21 protein-coding genes are annotated in these 15,449 nt (G+C 61.5%); 1 reads left to right on the top strand and 20 read right to left on the bottom strand.

Annotated features, from left to right (window positions below):
* The 13 genes from DC366_RS18490 to DC366_RS18440 all read right to left on the bottom strand — a co-directional run.
* Window positions 1-137: IS1096 element passenger TnpR family protein (locus tag DC366_RS18490; RefSeq protein WP_165802961.1), on the bottom strand; the 137-nt coding region annotated here is incomplete at its 3' end.
* The gene (gene tnpC / locus DC366_RS18485) at window positions 134-1,774 is read right to left on the bottom strand and encodes an IS66 family transposase (RefSeq protein ID WP_108693642.1); all 1,641 of its coding nucleotides are present in this window, start codon (window positions 1,772-1,774) and stop codon (window positions 134-136) included. The genes DC366_RS18490 and tnpC, both read right to left, overlap by 4 nt.
* 59 nt (window positions 1,775-1,833) lie before the next feature.
* A complete protein-coding gene (gene tnpB / locus DC366_RS18480; protein WP_072630505.1) occupies window positions 1,834-2,184 on the bottom strand; it encodes an IS66 family insertion sequence element accessory protein TnpB in 351 nt (116 codons plus the stop codon).
* A complete protein-coding gene (gene tnpA, locus DC366_RS18475) occupies window positions 2,181-2,576 on the bottom strand; it encodes an IS66-like element accessory protein TnpA (RefSeq protein WP_108693641.1) in 396 nt (131 codons plus the stop codon). Before tnpA ends, tnpB begins: the two co-directional genes overlap by 4 nt.
* Window positions 2,527-2,946, bottom strand: a complete 420-nt coding sequence (locus DC366_RS18470; protein ID WP_243405222.1) for a hypothetical protein — start codon at window positions 2,944-2,946, stop codon at window positions 2,527-2,529. The genes tnpA and DC366_RS18470 overlap by 50 nt, the downstream gene beginning before the upstream one ends.
* A 260-nt stretch (window positions 2,947-3,206) precedes the next feature.
* Window positions 3,207-3,533: a YnfA family protein gene (locus tag DC366_RS18465; RefSeq protein WP_040546036.1), complete on the bottom strand. Its 327-nt coding sequence runs from the start codon at window positions 3,531-3,533 to the stop codon at window positions 3,207-3,209.
* Between the two features lie 56 nt (window positions 3,534-3,589).
* Entirely contained in the window at window positions 3,590-4,942 is a 1,353-nt protein-coding gene (locus DC366_RS18460) for a dihydrolipoyl dehydrogenase family protein (RefSeq protein ID WP_017467591.1), read from the bottom strand.
* 22 nt (window positions 4,943-4,964) lie between these two features.
* Window positions 4,965-6,395 (bottom strand): mercury(II) reductase, encoded by a 1,431-nt coding sequence (merA, locus tag DC366_RS18455; protein ID WP_057796628.1) that lies wholly within the window; start codon window positions 6,393-6,395, stop codon window positions 4,965-4,967.
* Between the two features lies 1 nt (window position 6,396).
* Window positions 6,397-6,534 (bottom strand): hypothetical protein, encoded by a 138-nt coding sequence (locus tag DC366_RS20005; RefSeq protein ID WP_007803572.1) that lies wholly within the window; start codon window positions 6,532-6,534, stop codon window positions 6,397-6,399.
* Entirely contained in the window at window positions 6,531-6,917 is a 387-nt protein-coding gene (gene merF / locus DC366_RS18450; RefSeq protein ID WP_007803570.1) for a mercury resistance system transport protein MerF, read from the bottom strand. The genes DC366_RS20005 and merF overlap by 4 nt, the downstream gene beginning before the upstream one ends.
* Window positions 6,914-7,165 carry a hypothetical protein gene (locus DC366_RS19745; protein ID WP_072629817.1) on the bottom strand — a complete coding sequence of 84 codons (252 nt, stop codon included), beginning with the start codon at window positions 7,163-7,165 and terminating at the stop codon, window positions 6,914-6,916. Before DC366_RS19745 ends, merF begins: the two co-directional genes overlap by 4 nt.
* Window positions 7,166-7,195: 30 nt before the next feature.
* The gene (locus tag DC366_RS18445) at window positions 7,196-7,498 is read right to left on the bottom strand and encodes a heavy-metal-associated domain-containing protein (protein WP_040545980.1); all 303 of its coding nucleotides are present in this window, start codon (window positions 7,496-7,498) and stop codon (window positions 7,196-7,198) included.
* Between the two features lie 15 nt (window positions 7,499-7,513).
* The gene (locus tag DC366_RS18440) at window positions 7,514-7,909 is read right to left on the bottom strand and encodes a mercuric transporter MerT family protein (protein WP_425427228.1); all 396 of its coding nucleotides are present in this window, start codon (window positions 7,907-7,909) and stop codon (window positions 7,514-7,516) included.
* An 88-nt stretch (window positions 7,910-7,997) separates the two neighbouring features.
* On the opposite strand from DC366_RS18440, the gene DC366_RS18435 reads away from it, so the two are divergent.
* Window positions 7,998-8,411, top strand: coding sequence for a MerR family transcriptional regulator (locus tag DC366_RS18435; protein WP_153218054.1), 414 nt, complete (start codon window positions 7,998-8,000; stop codon window positions 8,409-8,411).
* A 292-nt stretch (window positions 8,412-8,703) separates the two neighbouring features.
* On the opposite strand, the gene DC366_RS18430 is transcribed toward DC366_RS18435, so the two are convergent.
* The 7 genes from DC366_RS18430 to DC366_RS18400 form a co-directional block, all read right to left on the bottom strand.
* The gene (locus DC366_RS18430; RefSeq protein WP_243405221.1) at window positions 8,704-9,225 is read right to left on the bottom strand and encodes a rhomboid family intramembrane serine protease; all 522 of its coding nucleotides are present in this window, start codon (window positions 9,223-9,225) and stop codon (window positions 8,704-8,706) included.
* A 109-nt stretch (window positions 9,226-9,334) separates the two neighbouring features.
* Window positions 9,335-9,871 carry a hypothetical protein gene (locus DC366_RS18425; protein ID WP_243405220.1) on the bottom strand — a complete coding sequence of 179 codons (537 nt, stop codon included), beginning with the start codon at window positions 9,869-9,871 and terminating at the stop codon, window positions 9,335-9,337.
* A 155-nt stretch (window positions 9,872-10,026) separates the two neighbouring features.
* Window positions 10,027-10,755, bottom strand: coding sequence for a DUF736 family protein (locus DC366_RS18420; RefSeq protein WP_108693639.1), 729 nt, complete (start codon window positions 10,753-10,755; stop codon window positions 10,027-10,029).
* Between the two features lie 124 nt (window positions 10,756-10,879).
* Window positions 10,880-11,182 (bottom strand): hypothetical protein, encoded by a 303-nt coding sequence (locus DC366_RS18415; RefSeq protein ID WP_047997781.1) that lies wholly within the window; start codon window positions 11,180-11,182, stop codon window positions 10,880-10,882.
* 100 nt (window positions 11,183-11,282) lie between these two features.
* Window positions 11,283-11,744, bottom strand: a complete 462-nt coding sequence (locus DC366_RS18410; protein ID WP_037275576.1) for a DUF6915 family protein — start codon at window positions 11,742-11,744, stop codon at window positions 11,283-11,285.
* Between the two features lies 1 nt (window position 11,745).
* Window positions 11,746-12,132 carry a DUF6878 family protein gene (locus DC366_RS18405; protein ID WP_108693638.1) on the bottom strand — a complete coding sequence of 129 codons (387 nt, stop codon included), beginning with the start codon at window positions 12,130-12,132 and terminating at the stop codon, window positions 11,746-11,748.
* A gap of 122 nt (window positions 12,133-12,254) precedes the next feature.
* Window positions 12,255-15,449, bottom strand: a 3,195-nt coding sequence (locus DC366_RS18400; RefSeq protein WP_243405219.1) for a strawberry notch family protein, incomplete at its 5' end; no start/stop codon positions are given.

Raw genomic sequence — 15,449 nt, 5'->3', positions numbered from 1 at the left:
CTGTCGGTCCATCCCATGGCAGCCTGGATCACATCATGCAGGCGGTTCAGCTTGATCTTGAGGGGCACATCAAAGCGCCGAAGCACCTGAGGCTCGACATCGGACAATGTGACCTTGAGGCGCGCGACCAATGTCATGCAGCAATCCTCTTCAATTCCATGGCGGCCTTCCAATTCCAGGGCAACAGTTCTGGTAAGCGTGACACAGGCATATCGGGCAGCCGCGCCAAGACGTCTGCCATCCATGCCTGCGGGTCGATGTCGTTCATCTTTGCCGTGACGATGAGGGTATACATGAAGGCTGCCCTATCGCCACCGCGTTCAGACCCTGCAAAAAGCCATGACTTTCTACCCAATGCGATCCCTCTGAGCGCGCGTTCGGCGGCATTGTTCGTTAGGCAAATGCACCCGTCATCAAGGAATGCGGTGAAGGCCTCCCAGCGGCCTGTCCCCTCGAGCATGTAGTTGATCGCCTTGGCAACAGGGTTGTGCTTTGACATCCGGGCCCGCACGGCCAGCATCCAATCATGCAGATCATTGACCATCGGCGCTACCCACTGCTGCCGGGCTTCATGACGCGCTGCATTTGACAGGCCGGTGATGTCACGCTCGGCCGCAAAGATCGCATCAATCCGCGTCACAGCGTCCAGCGCGATGGGCGAGATCTCTTGCGCTACCTTTTTGCCCTTGCGGGCTATGGCCTTGATCTCGGCCAGTTCAAAGAACTTGCGTCTTGCGTGGCTCCAGCACAGCGCACTACGGACCGGGCCCGGACTACGATCTGCGAGATACAGATCATTGTAGCCACCATAAACGTCCGACTGAAGGACACCGTGCCATTCGGCCAGATGCCGTGTCGGGTGTTCTTTCCGGCGATCTGTTGAGAAGTGGAAGAGTGCGGCAGGTGGCGCACCCCCATCCCACGGTCGATCATCGCGCACATAGGTCCACAGTCGCGCCGTCCTTGTGCCGCCACGCGCCAGAAGCGGCACGGTGGTATCGTCACCGTGCAAGCGGCCAGCATCCAGCACATGGCGCGCGATCAACGCATGAATGGGAGTCAGCGCCACACAGGCATGACCGATCAGATCAGCCAAGGTGGACAGACTTAGCTCAATCCCCTCACGTGCAATGCGCTCGGATTGCCGGTTCAACGGTTGGTGTTGTCCATACTTGTCGAAGGCGATCATCGCGATCAGTTGCGGCCCTGCCCAACCGCGTGGAATGGCGTGGAACGGGGCCGACGGTTGGCTGATCTTCTCGCAAGCTCGGCAAGTGAACTTCTCGCGGACCGTCTGGATCACCTTCCACTGGCGTGGGATGACCTCCAGTGTCTCCGTAATATCCTCGCCCATTTTGACGATGCGGTCTGAACCACAGCAGGTGCAGCTGGTCGGGGCCTCTACCACGACACGCTCGCGCGGTAGATGGTCGGGAAAGGGTTTGCGCACGGGCTTGCGTCGCGTGAAGGCACGCACGGTACTGGTCTTGTCCGCAGCCTGTTCAGCCGCCAGCGCATCTTCCGTTGCGGCCGCTTCCAATTCCTCAAGCTGCAATTCCAGCTGATCAATCAGCCGCGCGCGACGCTCGGAGGAGATGCCGTATTTGTCGCGCCGCAGCTTGGCGATCTCCAGCTTCAATTCTTGGATCATTGCGTCCGTGCAGGAGGCTAGGGCGCGGGCCTGCGCCAATTCGGCTTCCGCAGCCTGCGCACGGGCAGTCTGCGCGGCAAGTGCAGCGCTTAATCTGGCAATTTCGGAAGCGGCGTGTGACATGGCAAATATTTACCACAAAAGACGCTAATCACCAATAAAAACAGTCGCTTCAGCACAAATTATCCAGCCGCTTTGGGCCTTTGCGTCCAGCGTGGATTGCGCCAATCGATCCCCTCAAGAAGATAGCCCAACTGCGCCGCAGATATCGCAACAGCCGTCCCGTCTTGGCTCACCGGCCAGATGAACTTCCCCGCCTCAAGACGCTTCAAATATAACGACATGCCCACCCCATCATGCCAGAGCAGCTTCACCAGGTCACCCTTGCGGCCTCGAAAGCAAAAGATCTCGCCCGCATGCGGATCACGCCCAAGCCCCTGTTGCACTGTCAGCGCCAAAGTATTCATGCCTCGGCGCATATCCGTCACACCGCCTGCAATCCACACCTTCGTTCCAGCCGGAAACGCGATCATGACCGCACCATCAAGCCGTTGAGCAGATGCGCAGCAGCTTCCATGTCAAAACCTGACGGGATCGCCACACGACACCGCGGGCCAAGATCAATAGTCATGACAGGAACTTGCGGCGCTGGCGCAGTGTCAGAGCCATCAGAAGCATCTTCGATCTTCATAACCCGCAAAAATTGCGGGCCAGAACCAAGCAATCCATTCTTATGGCGATAACGCCAATCGTAAAGCTGAGACCGCGAAACATCATGGCGTCGTGCTACCTCAGCCAATGTCACGCCGTCGCCAAAGCTTTCCTCAACGATACGGATCTTTTCGTCATCTGACCAACGGCGGCGACGGCCAGTATCAGAGACCGACAAAACTTGAATGCGGGGGGTGTCTTCGTGTGCGTCCATAAGGACACTCGATAAACGATCTCACAGCCCAGCAGCCAGACGGCCCTCGGCGGAGGTTTACCTCGTAGAGGATCGCCGCGACGACGATCCAGAAGGCACAGGCAACCACGTAGAGCGCGACCTTCTTGCGGTGCAGGACCGTGCGCTTGCCGGCACCGTCCTTCTCCCCCTTCAAGCGCCAGATCAGCGTCGCGGCTGAGGTGGCTTCGACCGTGCTGTCGAGACCCCAGCTTACCAGTGCCGCGCTGCCGGTCAGAAGTCCCACGGTGACGGATACGACGACCTCGATGATGTTGTAGACGAGGCTGGCGATCTCGACGCGGATGCCGCGCGTCAGATTGGCCTGCCGGTTATCTTTCTGACTACTCATAAGGGGTCGTTTGCGGGAGAGTGTGGAATCCTACGCTAAGCTGACTGCGGCCGTTCGCGCGGGGTGCGGCGAATGACCGGTTTGAGCCCACTTTGACCGATGCTGCGTAAAGGATGTATCGCTGCTTTCGAGGGCGGTAGAAAACCTGCTTGATCGCAGCCGCGATGCGGAGGGAAAGCAGCGCCGAGTTGTCGGAACGCGTGAACCAAAAGGCGATCTAATCGAACGATTCAGCGCTTCACCCCGTCTGCGGCTGCCTCTCAAATACTGCGCGGTGCCCAGAGAATAATACCCGCACCGACAAGGCAAATGACCGCTCCAACTACATCCCATTGATCCGGGCGATGCCCTTCTACGCCCCATAGCCACAGCAGGGACGATACGATGTAAACGCCACCGTAGACTGCATAGGCGCGGCCCGCCTGATCGGCGGGGCTGAGCGCCAGTAGCCAGGCGAAAGCGGCAAGGGACAGCATGCCCGGTGCCAACCAAAACACGCTCTTGTCCAGCCGGAACCAGGCCCAGAAAGCAAAGCATCCGGCAATTTCGGCCAGCGCAGCGGCGAAGTAGATAAGAACCGTCTTCATCGGGCCAGACATACGTTCCGAGGAGGATCGGGTCTATTGCGAAAAATCTTTCAAATTCAGAGAAGCGAGCCCAAATCCGATCCAACACTTGGATAGGCCGCCGTCATCGACTTAAGTTGCTTGGCCGCCAGGCCCAGCTTGATTGCCAGCCCGAAGAAATTGATCAGTTCGCCGTATTCCGGGCCGAACAGGTGCGCGCCGAGGATCTTGCCGTTCGACTTGTCCACGAGGACCTTCGCGGCAGCAGAGGTCTCGCCGATCCGGTAGTTCGAATACCAATCGCCAGTGTCGGTGAACCGAACATCGACATCATACCCGGCGTCCCTTGCCTCACTTTCCAACATGCCGACACGCGCCACTTCCGGGACTGTGAAGACGGCTGTAGGAATACCGGCATAATCCGGTGCGGTCTGAGTGTCTTTGAGCATGTTGGAGGCCGCGACCTTCCCTTCGATCACTGCGACTGGCGTCAGCGGCATGCCATCGGTGTCGGCGGAATCTCCGGCGGCAAAGACCGCGCTGTTTGTCGTGCTTTGCAGATGCGGGGCTACAACGATGCCCTTGTCGCTGTAATCAACACCAGCCGCCTCAAGATTCAGATCGGCCAGGGCTGCCACACGGCCCGCGCCATGCACGACCAGATCGGTTTCGATTGTTCGGGTTTCATCGCCCGACTTCACCTCGACAGTGAATGCTCTACTGGCTTCCGAGACCGACACGATTTCGGTTTCGCGCATCAGGTCCACGCCGATACCGCCGCTGCGGTCGATCAGCATTTCGACCAGATCGGGATCGAAGCCGCGTAAGGGCCGGGCGCCACGATCCACGATGATCGGGTTGGCTCCGGCCCGTGCGGCGATATGCGCAAACTCGAAGGACACGAAGCCGCCACCGATAAAAAGAACCCGATTGGGAAGGGCCTCCAGGTTGAGGAAATCCGTGCTGTCGATCACGAGATCGGCCCCTGTGAAGCTCAGCGGCCTGGGCATGGCACCGGCGGCCACGAGGAACCGTTCCGACTGATATGCCGTTCCATCGACCTCCAGCGTGTTGCTTCCCGTGAACCGCGCGGCTCCATGCAGGGTTTCGACGCCGTTGCCCGACAGGCCCTTTTCCATCTTGTCCGGCACGGGATCGGTGAAGCCACGCTTGTGTGCCATCAGATCGGCCCAGTTGATCGACAGATCACCGGGATCGATCCCCTTGCCCTGCATGAGCCGTGCCGCGTCCATGATTTCCGCACCGCGCCGCAGGATTTTCTTTGGATCGCAGCCGCGCAATGCGCAGGTGCCGCCGTAGGGCAGCGCATCGACAATGGCGACACGCCATCCTGCCGCGCCACATTTGTTGGCCGCGGCCACGCCCGCCATGCCCGCCCCGATGACGATCAGGTCGTAGTCTTCATTCATTCTCCGGTCCTTGTCCTGATCTTCATCCGGCGCAGCAGCTCAACTTTGCCACGTCCATATCGAAGGTTTGCGCCGCCAGCTTCAGCCCTTCCACGGTCGTCAGATAGGGGAAGATCGTCTCCCCGAGCGCCTTTGTGGTCATGCCAAACTTCAGCGCCATAACGAGGGTCTGGATCGTATCGGACCCCTCGGGCGCGATGATCTGGCCGCCAAGCAGCCGGTCGGACTTTCTGTCCGCCACCAGCTTGATCAATCCGCGCGTGTCGCGTGCGGCCAGTGCGCGCGGCACCTGATCGAGCGGTACGATGGACGTCTTGACGTCGAGGCCCGCGTCCCGCGCCTGGGCTTCACCGAGACCGACGCCCGCGACCTGCGGGTCGGAAAACACCACCCAGGGCATCGCGGCGTTGTCGTAGCGATGGTCTTCGCCGAGAACCGCATTTTTGGCCGCGAGCTTTGCACCATAGGCCGCCATATAGACGAACTGGTCGCGGTCGGTCACATCGCCTGCGGCATAGATGCCGCGCACCGATGTCTGCATGTCCTCGCCGACGACGATGGACCCACGCGCGTCGGTTTCCACGCCGATTGCGTCCAGGCCCATATCTTTGGTATTGGCCCGCCTGCCAGCGGTCGAAACGAGGTGATCCGCCGTCACTTCGACAGGCTTTCCGTTCTGGATCACGCGCAGTGTCACGCCCGCGTCGTCGCGGCGCACAGTGTCGTAGCTTAACCCGGTCAGAAGGGTGATGCCTTCGGCCTCGAACGCCGCCGCCAATGCCTCCGAGACCTCTGGTTCCGCGCCGGGCAACAGATGCGAACGGGCGACAAGCGTGACCTTCACGCCCATGCGGCTCATCATCTGGGCCAGCTCCGCGCCGATGTAGCCCGCGCCGATGAAGATCAGGCTTTTCGGCAGTACTTCGAGTTCCAGAAGACTGGTGCTGTTGAGCGCGCCGATTTCCTCGATGCCGTCGATGGTCGGCAGAACGGGACGCCCGCCCGTGGCGATGATGGTCCTCGGTGCTTTCAGGGTTCGCTCACCGACTGTCACGCCACCTTCGATCAGCCGCGCGGGACCGGCGTCGATGTAATCGACATCCTCATATTCCGGCAGAAGGTCCGCGTATTTCTTCTGGCGCAGGGTCGTGACCAGATCGTCCTTGGACTGAACGAGCGTCTGCCAATCATCCACTTGTGCCCGTCCCGACAGGCCGGGGAACCGCTTGGCAGCCCCCGCACAGTGCACGGCCTCTGCCGCACGGATCATCGCCTTGGAGGGCACGCATCCCACGTTGACGCAAGTTCCGCCGATGGTGCCATGTCCTACGAGGGCGACACGCTTTCCGGCATCCGCGCCGGTAATTGCGGCGGAGAACCCCGCCGATCCGGCCCCAAGAACGATCAGGTCATAGCCGCCCTGTTCATCGTCGTTTTTGTTCAGGTCTTTCATCTCAGCGCGCCTCGCCATGTTCGGGGTCTTTTGGTCTGGCGGCGAGCAGATATATGACCGCGCCGATGGCGATCAGCGGTGTCAACATGCCGAGGAGGCCGAAGACCATGCCGGTGGCGGTGCAACATCCCATCATCATAAGAGCGATCCTTTCTTTTGCGCACGGTTCAGGAGAACCGCGTAGAGTGCTGTGGCGGCGAAAACGCCGATTGTGATCCGTATTGCGAACCTGAATTCGAGAAGAATGATCAGGATCGACAGGGCCACCGCGAGGCCGGTGGCCCAAAGTTTCGGGGCCGGTCCCGGTTTGCCAGCGCGCAGCCAAAGGGCCTGTGCCACCACGGCGAGGCTGAAAAACAGCAGCGGGAACAGGGCGTAATCGAGCCAGCCCGTGAGGGCCGACAATCCGACGCCAGCGACGATGACGACCAGAAGCGGTGTAAAGCAGCAGAGCGCGGCGAAGAGCGCACCGCCAAGCCCCCATTTCAGCAGACGGTCGGAATTTTCAGGTGTGTCAGTCAAGGAGCCGTCTTTCTTTGTGATGGGTCGGGGCCGGAGGCGCGTTTCATTTGCGAACGACGCAGTGCGCGGACGATCAGGTAGGTCAGACCCGCCAAAACCAGCACGGCAATGCCACTCATTCCAGAGAGCCAAGCCCCAACGCCGCCGAACAACGCTGCAAGCACGGCAGTTCCGCCGCCGCAGCAGACGACCACGACCGGAGCTGCTATTCCGAAGGCCAGCAGGCCACCCATCAGATTGTCACGCATTGCAGGAGATTGTCACGCATTGCAGGCGGCTCAGGAGGCTGTGTCGGGCAGCACCTGCGCCGGATAGCCATTGGCCGTCACCGCGCCGATGATGCTTTCGATGGAAGTTTCGGCGTCATCGTAGGTCACGCTGTAAACACCCTGCCCGTATTCGGGGCCGTCCTCGAATGCGGCGATCTCGACCGACGGAACACCGCGCATCGAGCTGGCAACAATGAACGAACAGGACGGGCATGTCAGTTCGCTGACGGCGATCTCGACCTGGCGCTCTTCAGCGAGGGCCGGGGTCGAGAGTGCGACGATGGCCAGGGCGGATAACAGGAGATGCTTCATGGTCATGGTCCTCGTTCAGAATTTCAGGATGAAGGGGGTGATGTAGGGAAAGATCATGGCGACAGCGACAATCGCGGAAGCGGCCCAGAGGGTTGCGCGCATGATGCGGCGGTCGATGGGGCGGGCGCAGGTGCCATCGGCACAGGCCTCGGCATCTACAGGCTTGTAAGCCTTGTAGAAGCCGTATCCCAAAAACGCGGCGCTCAGCGCGAAGGTGTACCATTTGTAGGCATAGAGCGCCCCGAGCTGCGCGATGAACACGCCTGTCACGCCAAAGCTGACCAGCACCAATGGAAGGATGCAGCAAGAAGTCATCGCCAGCGCACCGAGGACGCCGAGGCCGGTCACGCCCCATCCCTTGGTGGTTTCGTCGCCAATTTTCTGCGACTGAGATTGCGGAAGTTCCGCCAAATGTTGTTCCATCGAATCTTCCTTGAACAGATGTTTCCACCGTTCTAGGGTCTGTAGTTGATACAGGCTCAAGGGATTTTTCGGCACAATGAGTAACACAAGCGTGAGATCAATTCGGCGGGGCGATTTGGCCCGCGCAACGGGCTGCAACCTGGAAACCATTCGCTATTACGAGAAAATCGGGATCATGCCGGACCCGCCGCGCAGTACGAAGGGCTACCGAAGCTACGACGATGCCCACGTCAAGCGGCTGAAATTCGTCATGCGGTCCCGCGATCTAGGCTTTTCTCTCGAAGAGGTTCGCGGGCTGCTTGGGCTGGTCGATGACCGATCCCGGACATGCGCCGAGGTGCAGATCATCGCCGAAGATCATCTGACTGACGTTCAGGCCAAGATTGCCGATCTGCAGCGCATCGAGCGCGTCCTGTCGGACACTGTTGCGCGATGCACCGGCGATGCTGCCCCAGAATGCGCGGTGATCGATGCGTTACTCGATGCTTAGTCCACCCTAAAGAAGAGGGGGCAACGGACCTTCGTGAACGGCGCAGCGAAAGCCCGAAAAGTCCCGCTCAGCCGACGTCGGCCGTCGGAAAATGCTGCGCGACGCATGAAAGACCGCTTCGGTGAAACTGCGCCGCAGCGAGACCGCTCTGTCTCAAGGTCGGCAATGGGCCGACCACGTCTGGCGTACGGCTTCAGTCCAGATCGACGCCGCCGAGGCGCGGCGCATGTACATGCGTTCGGATTAGGAACGCAGCGCCCGCGCCCGCGATGGCGCCGAAGAGATGCGCCTCCTACGAGACGCCGGGTTGGCCCGGAAGAACGCCCCAGAGAAGGGAGCCATAGAGAACACCGACCACCAGTGCCGCGCCCAGCGTGATCAATGAGCGATCCACGAAGCCGCGCGCGACGAGGAAGCCAAACCAGCCGAAGACCAACCCTGACGCACCGATATGGATGGCGGAGCTTCCGAACAGCCAGACGAGTCCGCCGCCGAGGCCGATCACCACTGCGTTCACCGGCAGCAAGGCCCTCGTGGTCGTGGCCACCAGCAGCCCACCCATCACCAAGAGCGGCGGCGTATTGGCCATAAGGTGCGCGAAGCTTCCATGCAGGAGGGGCATGGTGATGACACCATCCAATCCGCTGACGTGCCGGGGGATCAGGCCGAAGGCCGGGTTCAAGCCGTAGCCGGTGATCCAATTGACGACTTGGACCGCCCAGAGCAGTGCGACAAAAGCGGCAAGCGCTGCGGCGCGCCGCAAGAAGGCGCGCATGTGATCCCGGTTCATCATGTTGGCGACAGTAGACGTCACCACAGCACCTTCAACGGCTTTCGCACGCTGCACAGGATGCCACCTCCAGGAAAGGGGGTTCGAGGCGGCCAACTTCGGTACGGCTCAAGCCAAGAGAATGGCTCCGATCTTACACGGTGTTCCCCGGGCGAAAGGGCTGCGGTTCACGCTCGGGGCGCTTCAGGGCTTCGGCGAATTTGCGGGAATTGTCATCGATCGTGCTGTGCCACAGCTTCGAGACAAACGCCCGAGCGTCTTGGACCGTCATATCGTTCAGCGATGAGGACAACGCCATGAAAAGCTCATCCTCGCTGATCGCGGCGGCGCGGTGCATGGCATCCGCGTAAAATGACGGGTCGTTCAGGACCTGTTGGCTTAGCGGCATCAGCGCGAGGTTCTCTTCCGGGATCGCCATGAAGATCGTGTCCTGCAGGTCGGTCAGATACGCACGCCGCGAGGTGGACACCGACTTTCCCACCGCCTTGGCCTCCTGATATGCCTGCCTTGTCCTGTCGAGCTTCGCCCTTGCATGGGTCATGATGACTTCACGCTTTCGGGCGGGTAGCGAAAATCCAGTGCAGCGCTCGATATGAGCAAGGAGTTCTGCAACCTCTGCCTCAACATCAAAGCTCTCGAACCATGGAACCGTCCCTGATCTAGCCGCCACGCGCTCGCCCTCGATATTGCGTTAATATATTATTGTATCGCATTTACACCAGATCGCAAGCGGGTGACGTCCTTTACGCAAACGGACATGGAAAAAGGGGAACCGTGATCCCACGGCTCCCCTTTCGATTCAGATCGTCTCTCCTCGCGCGCCGATTAGGCGACCAAGGAGAGCCCCGCGCCCGCGTCCTGCGGCTGCTCACCGCTGTCGATGAACGGGATGATCGAGAAGGTCTGCCCGCCGCGCTGTTCTTCGTTCTGCACGGCGTTGACGCGCAAGTCGCCATCAGGCGTGTTGATCAGCAGCGACAGGTAGTCATTGCCCGTGCGGCTGCTTTTGGCCATCCACGCCGAGCCGACGCGGATTGGTTTACCCCGGGGCGAGCTGACCTCGATCCGGTAATCTGGGTGGGTCTCCTCGGATTTGTAGCTGTTCTCGATCAGCATGAACTCCAGATCGAACATCATGTTGGCGATGTAGCCCGTGAAGGCGTTGTCAGCGTCCATGGCGGTGAGCTCGCCCGAGATCGAGCCGGATTTCATCAGGCCGTTCGAGACCAGCGGGATGATCTCGAATTCGCCGCTCTGGGCCGCGCGCGCCTCTTTCGTCTGCACCGCGTTGACCCGGAACGGGCCGAGGCCGACATCGATCTGCATCGAGATGTAGGGGTTGCCGCTGGTATTCCCGGTCTCGTTCCAGGCCGTGCCGATACGCACCTTGCGGCCTGATTTGTTGACTGCCGTCACGTCGTAATCCGGGCTGCGAGCGGACATCTTGGCCCGTGCCTCGAGCTGGATGGCGATGTCAAAGCGCGTCGAATGGATCATGCCGGTGTACTCGGCGGCTGCGGTCTCGACATTGCGGGTGAGGGTTCCTGCGAACATGGGATGGTTCCTTTTGGATTGGCCGGTGCCTGACGTTTTTGCCAACGCATCCGGGATTGCTTTCTCGACCCCTTGAGGGATCACAAATCAGAAAGCCTGCTTTCCTTTCAGCCCCGCCCACGGGTCAAAGCTGCCGTCCGAGTGGGAATGCCCCCGCGCCTCCGGGTGCTACGCCCCTCCCCTGCCCGTCTGGTCTTGATTGGTTGCCCGGATTTTCTGCGGCGTCCTTCGATTGCGCGACGAAAAACTCCGTTTCTTTTCCGTTCAACCGGTGCCCGCCCCGGTCGGTCAGACCGATGCAGCTACCATTCGGCACATAGGTGATGAGGTACTGACCGAGCCGGTCCTTGTGGACGACGTAGCCGGTATTGGCCCAATGCACGGTCTGGCCGGCATCAACGGCCGCCTTGATTTCATCGAGTGTCATGCGAACCTCCTCAAGAAGAATGGTGGGGAAACGACGCAAGAAGCCCGGTCGTCCAACCGGGCTTCCATGCAGCATTTGTTTGGCAAACGGCCGAGAGCTGTCAGGCACCTTGCGTGGCTTGCGTCGCGCGCGCCGCCATCCAATCCTTCAGGCCAAGAACCGTTCTTCCGGCGGCGACCTCGGAGGCCCAGGCAACCCTTGGGTCGCCGCAGGGCTCATCGCCGGAATGCCGGTCGATGTGGCCATTGGCCATCCATGGCTCAGGCTGTATCCGTCGCAGCCAGTCCGCCATGCTCGGGATGCGGCCCTGGCAGTCTTCACGGATATGCTGCTCGCCGATCCAGCGCACGGGGATGTCGCGGCCCGCACTATTGGTCAGTGTCAGGCCAAAAACCCGTTCGGCCTCAAACAGGCCTTGCGCATGGTGACGCATGGCGCGGTGCGTGAAGAGCGCGAGGTGCTCTTTCGAGGCGTCAAACCAATCGTGCACAGACTGATAGTCAGACGGCACCCCGCCGAATTTCCGGGCAGAGCTTTCAGCATGATGAAGCGGATGGGCCATCTCAAAGACCCTCGACATAGCTGTGCGAGCATTCGACATAGCGGTCGGCATGATCCAAGGTGATACTGTCGTTGCGCAAGTCCCAGGTCAGCGTGCCGTAGCCGCCCTCGTTATTCTCGAACCCTGGGTGATGGTGATAGGCGAGCGACCAGGCGAAGTCGCCAACCTCTGTGGCAAGCGCTTCCGGCAGTTTGATCTCCGCAGGCTGCACGGTCACATCCTCGACATTGCCGGAGTCGCCATAGCCTTCGTACTCGGCAGTGACCTCGCTGATGCCAAGCGCACGTAGTTGCGCGAGCAGCTCCGCTCGGGTCGCCTTCAGCGTGGTTTCGCGCTCCGCGCGCCACTGAGCCGCCATTGCGGCATAGTCGATCTGGGGATTGGTCATGGGTCTGTCCTCTTGTCTGAAGTTGGGGGGGCCGGGCGTGGCATTGGTCAGCGCGCGCCCGGAAAACGCAGACCGGCCAAACCCCGATCCGCGACGCCCGGCCCAAAGCCCTCTTTGACTTTTCAGGCGGCTTGTTCTGCCGCCTTGGTGGTTCCCTGCCCAACGATCCGGGCCAGAATGCTCCCCGTGTCGACCCCGTCCCCATGCGGCAGGAACACCCGCAGCTGGAAGGCGATGATCTCGGTGAAACAGCCGAGGGCCTTGAGGCCGTCGATCATGCCCCGATCCGCACCGCCCAACTCTAGGCGCATCTCGCCTGCGACCCGGCGACGGGTCAGCGTCAAACCCCGGCCCAGATCGACAGGTACGGTGGTGCCGAGGGCGGCGATCAGCATCTCCCGCGGCGTTTGCGGGTTGGAAGCGAGGAAGCGGGCGCGCAGCGCAGCCACCCCTTCTTCGCTCAGCGTGCGCCCGATCATGGCGGTCGCCCCGTCCGGCGTGACCCTGTAGATGCGTTCATTGGTGGTCGGAATCTCCTTCCAGATCGGCAACAAGAGCCCGGTCAGCAGGTAAAGCTTGGTCGTGGTGGTTTTTGGCAGGGATGCAGCCTCGGTATCCCAAAGCCCTGCAAACTCGGGCCTTCCGATGGCTTCCCAGGCCGAGGACACGAACCGCGCCTCTTCGAGATAGCTCGACCCGTTTGGCCGCACCACCTTGCGCATCAGTGTGACGATATCCTCGTCATACATCTGCATGGGCCGCGCCGAGATCAGCGCCGCGCGGCCGGAAGCGCGGTTGACCATGGGCAGCTTGTCGGGATTGCGCGACAGCGCGTCATCCGCCGACAGCACGTGCACCGGGTCCGTCACCTCAAGTCCGATGATCCGCGTGACCGCACCGGATTTCGGGCAGGTCCAGAGATCCTCTGTGGAGACCTGTTCGATCTTTTCGCCGCGCAGGGTTTCCACGCCGAGATCGAGCGTGCCCGCCGCGCGCGCACGTTCCGTCTGATCAGCAATCCGGCGCATGAACTCGGCAAAGAGCGCGTTCTGCATGTGGATGGGCAGGGCAAGCACCCGGTTGAGAAACCGCTGGATCGGGGGAAGCTCCTCAAGGAGCACCCCATCCTTGTCGATCAGCCGCAGGGCCGTCCAGTCGGTTAAGCTCTCGTAGCTCATCGCCTCGGCGCGCCCGGCGGCAAGATCGGCATAGTAGCCACGCAATGCCGCGCGCGCGATCGGGCTTTCGAGATTGTCCTCCTCGCGGAACATGCCTTGCGAGCCGGTCTCGCGCTGACCCTTGGTCAGGGCTCCCAGCTGGTCGAGGCGCTTGGCTATAGTCGAGGTGAAGCGTTTCTCGCCATGCACATCCGAGGTGCAGACCCGGAAGAAGGGCGCGCTGACCTGGGCCGAGCGATGGGTGCGCCCAAGCCCCTGGATTGCCGCGTCGGCGCGCCAGCCGGGCTCCAACAGGTAGTGCCGCCGCCGTTTCTGGTTCTTCGCCGTTTGCGCCGCGTGATAGGACCGGCCCGTGCCGCCTGCATCGGAGAAGATCAGGATATCCTTCTCACCGTCCATGAAGGCTTGGGTTTCGGAGGAATTGCTGCTGGCGGCGCGCTTCTCGATGAAGAGATGGCCGTCCTCGGCCTTGAGGGGCCGGATAGATCGGCCTGTGACTTCTGCCACGGCCTCATCGCCAAAGGCCCAGAGGATCTGATCGAGCGCCGAGGGGATCGGCGCCAGCGTCATCAGCTCCATCATCGCGGCGTCGCGCAAGGCGAGCGCCTCGCGTGAGACGACCAAGGCGCCGTTCGCATCCCGAAGCGGCTCGGCCACCATGTTCCCGTCGATCTCGACCAGCTTTTGCGCATGAATCGGGAAGGCCTGTTCGAGGTAGCCGAGAACATAGTCGCGCGGCGTCAAGGCACCCTCGACGAGTTCATCCTCCGGGTCCATCGTCTCAAGCCGGCGTTTGAGCAGGCTTTCGCCTGTCGAGACCACCTGGATGACGCAAGCGTTGCCCGCCGCCAGATCTTCCTCGATCGCGCGGATGATGGTCGGGGCTTTCATGCCCATCAGGAGATGGTTGAAAAACCGCTGCTTCGTGCTCTCGAAACGGGATTTGGCCGAGGCGCGTGCGGCCGAGGCATTGGTCTCTCCCGAGGCGTCGTTAACGCCGGTCGCTGTCAGCGCGGCCTCGAGATTGTGGTGGATCGTCCGAAACGCACCCGCATAGGCGTCGTAGATCTCGATCTGGGCCGGGGTGAGCGCGTGTTCGAGCACGTCATATTCCACGCCATCAAAGCTGAGGGCACGGGCCGTGTAGAGGCCGAGCGTCTTGAGATCGCGCGCGACCACCTCCATGGCAGCCACGCCGCCGGCTTCCATCGCCGAGACGAAACTCTCGCGGCTCGGGAAGGGGTATTCGGGGCCTTGCCCCCAGAGACCGAGACGCGCGGCATAGGCCAGGTTGTGCACGCTCGTGGCGCCCGTGGCCGAGATGTAGAAGACGCGGGCGCGCGGCGCGGCCAGTTGCAGCCGCAGGCCCGCAAGGCCCTGCTGGGAGGGTTTGACCCCCCTGCCCTGCTCGGACCCTGCCGCGTTCTGCATGGCATGGGCCTCATCAAAAGCGAAAACGCCTTCAAAGTCTTCGCCCATCCAGTCGAGGATCTGGCTCAGTCGCGTGGTGCCGCATTTGCCCGCGGACCGCAGCGTGGCGTAGGTGACAAAAAGGATACCGTCGCCCATCGGGATGGGCTGGTCCGGTTTCCATTTGGAGAGCGGCTGGATGTCGGCGGGCGAGCCGCCGAGATCGGTCCAGTCGCGGATGGCGTCCTCGATAAGCGTGGCGGATTTGGAGACCCAGATCGCCTTCCTGCGCCCGGCCAGCCAGTTCACGAGAATGAGCCCCGCGCATTCGCGGCCTTTGCCGCAGCCGGTGCCGTCCCCGAGGAAATAGCCAAGGCGATAGACACGTGCCTCGGGGTTATCATCTGCGCGCGTCAGCTTGGTCTGGTCCTCGTCGATGGTAAACCGCCCCGGCAGGTCACGCCCATGGGCATCATGGGCCATAATGATGGTCTCGAGCTGCGCCTCGGAGAGATGTCCCTCCTCGATCAGCCTGGCGGGCAGGCGCAATTCCGCACTGGCCGTGCCTGAGGGCACGGGTGGTGCGACAGAGGCCATGGCGATGCTTTCGACGAGCGGTGTGGGATGTAACTGCGCGCCCGCGATCTCGATCGTATGCGGCGGTTCCGGCCCATTGATTTGATGTATTCCTGACGCGTGACGCGCCTGCGACAAGGTCTGCGTCAGCAG

It is taken from the genome of Pelagivirga sediminicola, from assembly GCF_003072125.1.
In the GTDB taxonomy this organism is placed as follows: domain Bacteria; phylum Pseudomonadota; class Alphaproteobacteria; order Rhodobacterales; family Rhodobacteraceae; genus Roseovarius; species Roseovarius sediminicola.
The sequence above is the reverse complement of the archived record's forward strand: the minus strand, read 5'-3'. Positions and strand labels throughout refer to the sequence as shown.

Bases quoted from the DNA above. Each gene is read 5' to 3' on its own strand.
- DC366_RS18410 (WP_037275576.1), bottom strand. From the start codon at position 11,744: ATGGCCCATCCGCTTCATCATGCTGAAAGCTCTGCCCGGAAATTCGGC.
- DC366_RS18460 (WP_017467591.1), bottom strand. From the start codon at position 4,942: ATGAATGAAGACTACGACCTGATCGTCATCGGGGCGGGCATGGCGGGC.
- tnpC (WP_108693642.1), bottom strand. From the start codon at position 1,774: ATGTCACACGCCGCTTCCGAAATTGCCAGATTAAGCGCTGCACTTGCC.
- merA (WP_057796628.1), bottom strand. From the start codon at position 6,395: ATGAAAGACCTGAACAAAAACGACGATGAACAGGGCGGCTATGACCTG.
- DC366_RS18465 (WP_040546036.1), bottom strand. From the start codon at position 3,533: ATGAAGACGGTTCTTATCTACTTCGCCGCTGCGCTGGCCGAAATTGCC.
- DC366_RS18470 (WP_243405222.1), bottom strand. From the start codon at position 2,946: ATGAGTAGTCAGAAAGATAACCGGCAGGCCAATCTGACGCGCGGCATC.
- DC366_RS18420 (WP_108693639.1), bottom strand. From the start codon at position 10,755: ATGTTCGCAGGAACCCTCACCCGCAATGTCGAGACCGCAGCCGCCGAG.
- DC366_RS18415 (WP_047997781.1), bottom strand. From the start codon at position 11,182: ATGACACTCGATGAAATCAAGGCGGCCGTTGATGCCGGCCAGACCGTG.
- DC366_RS18435 (WP_153218054.1), top strand. From the start codon at position 7,998: ATGAGTAACACAAGCGTGAGATCAATTCGGCGGGGCGATTTGGCCCGC.
- DC366_RS18445 (WP_040545980.1), bottom strand. From the start codon at position 7,498: ATGAAGCATCTCCTGTTATCCGCCCTGGCCATCGTCGCACTCTCGACC.
- tnpA (WP_108693641.1), bottom strand. From the start codon at position 2,576: ATGGACGCACACGAAGACACCCCCCGCATTCAAGTTTTGTCGGTCTCT.
- DC366_RS20005 (WP_007803572.1), bottom strand. From the start codon at position 6,534: ATGATGATGGGATGTTGCACCGCCACCGGCATGGTCTTCGGCCTCCTC.
- DC366_RS18405 (WP_108693638.1), bottom strand. From the start codon at position 12,132: ATGACCAATCCCCAGATCGACTATGCCGCAATGGCGGCTCAGTGGCGC.
- DC366_RS19745 (WP_072629817.1), bottom strand. From the start codon at position 7,165: ATGCGTGACAATCTGATGGGTGGCCTGCTGGCCTTCGGAATAGCAGCT.
- tnpB (WP_072630505.1), bottom strand. From the start codon at position 2,184: ATGATCGCGTTTCCGGCTGGAACGAAGGTGTGGATTGCAGGCGGTGTG.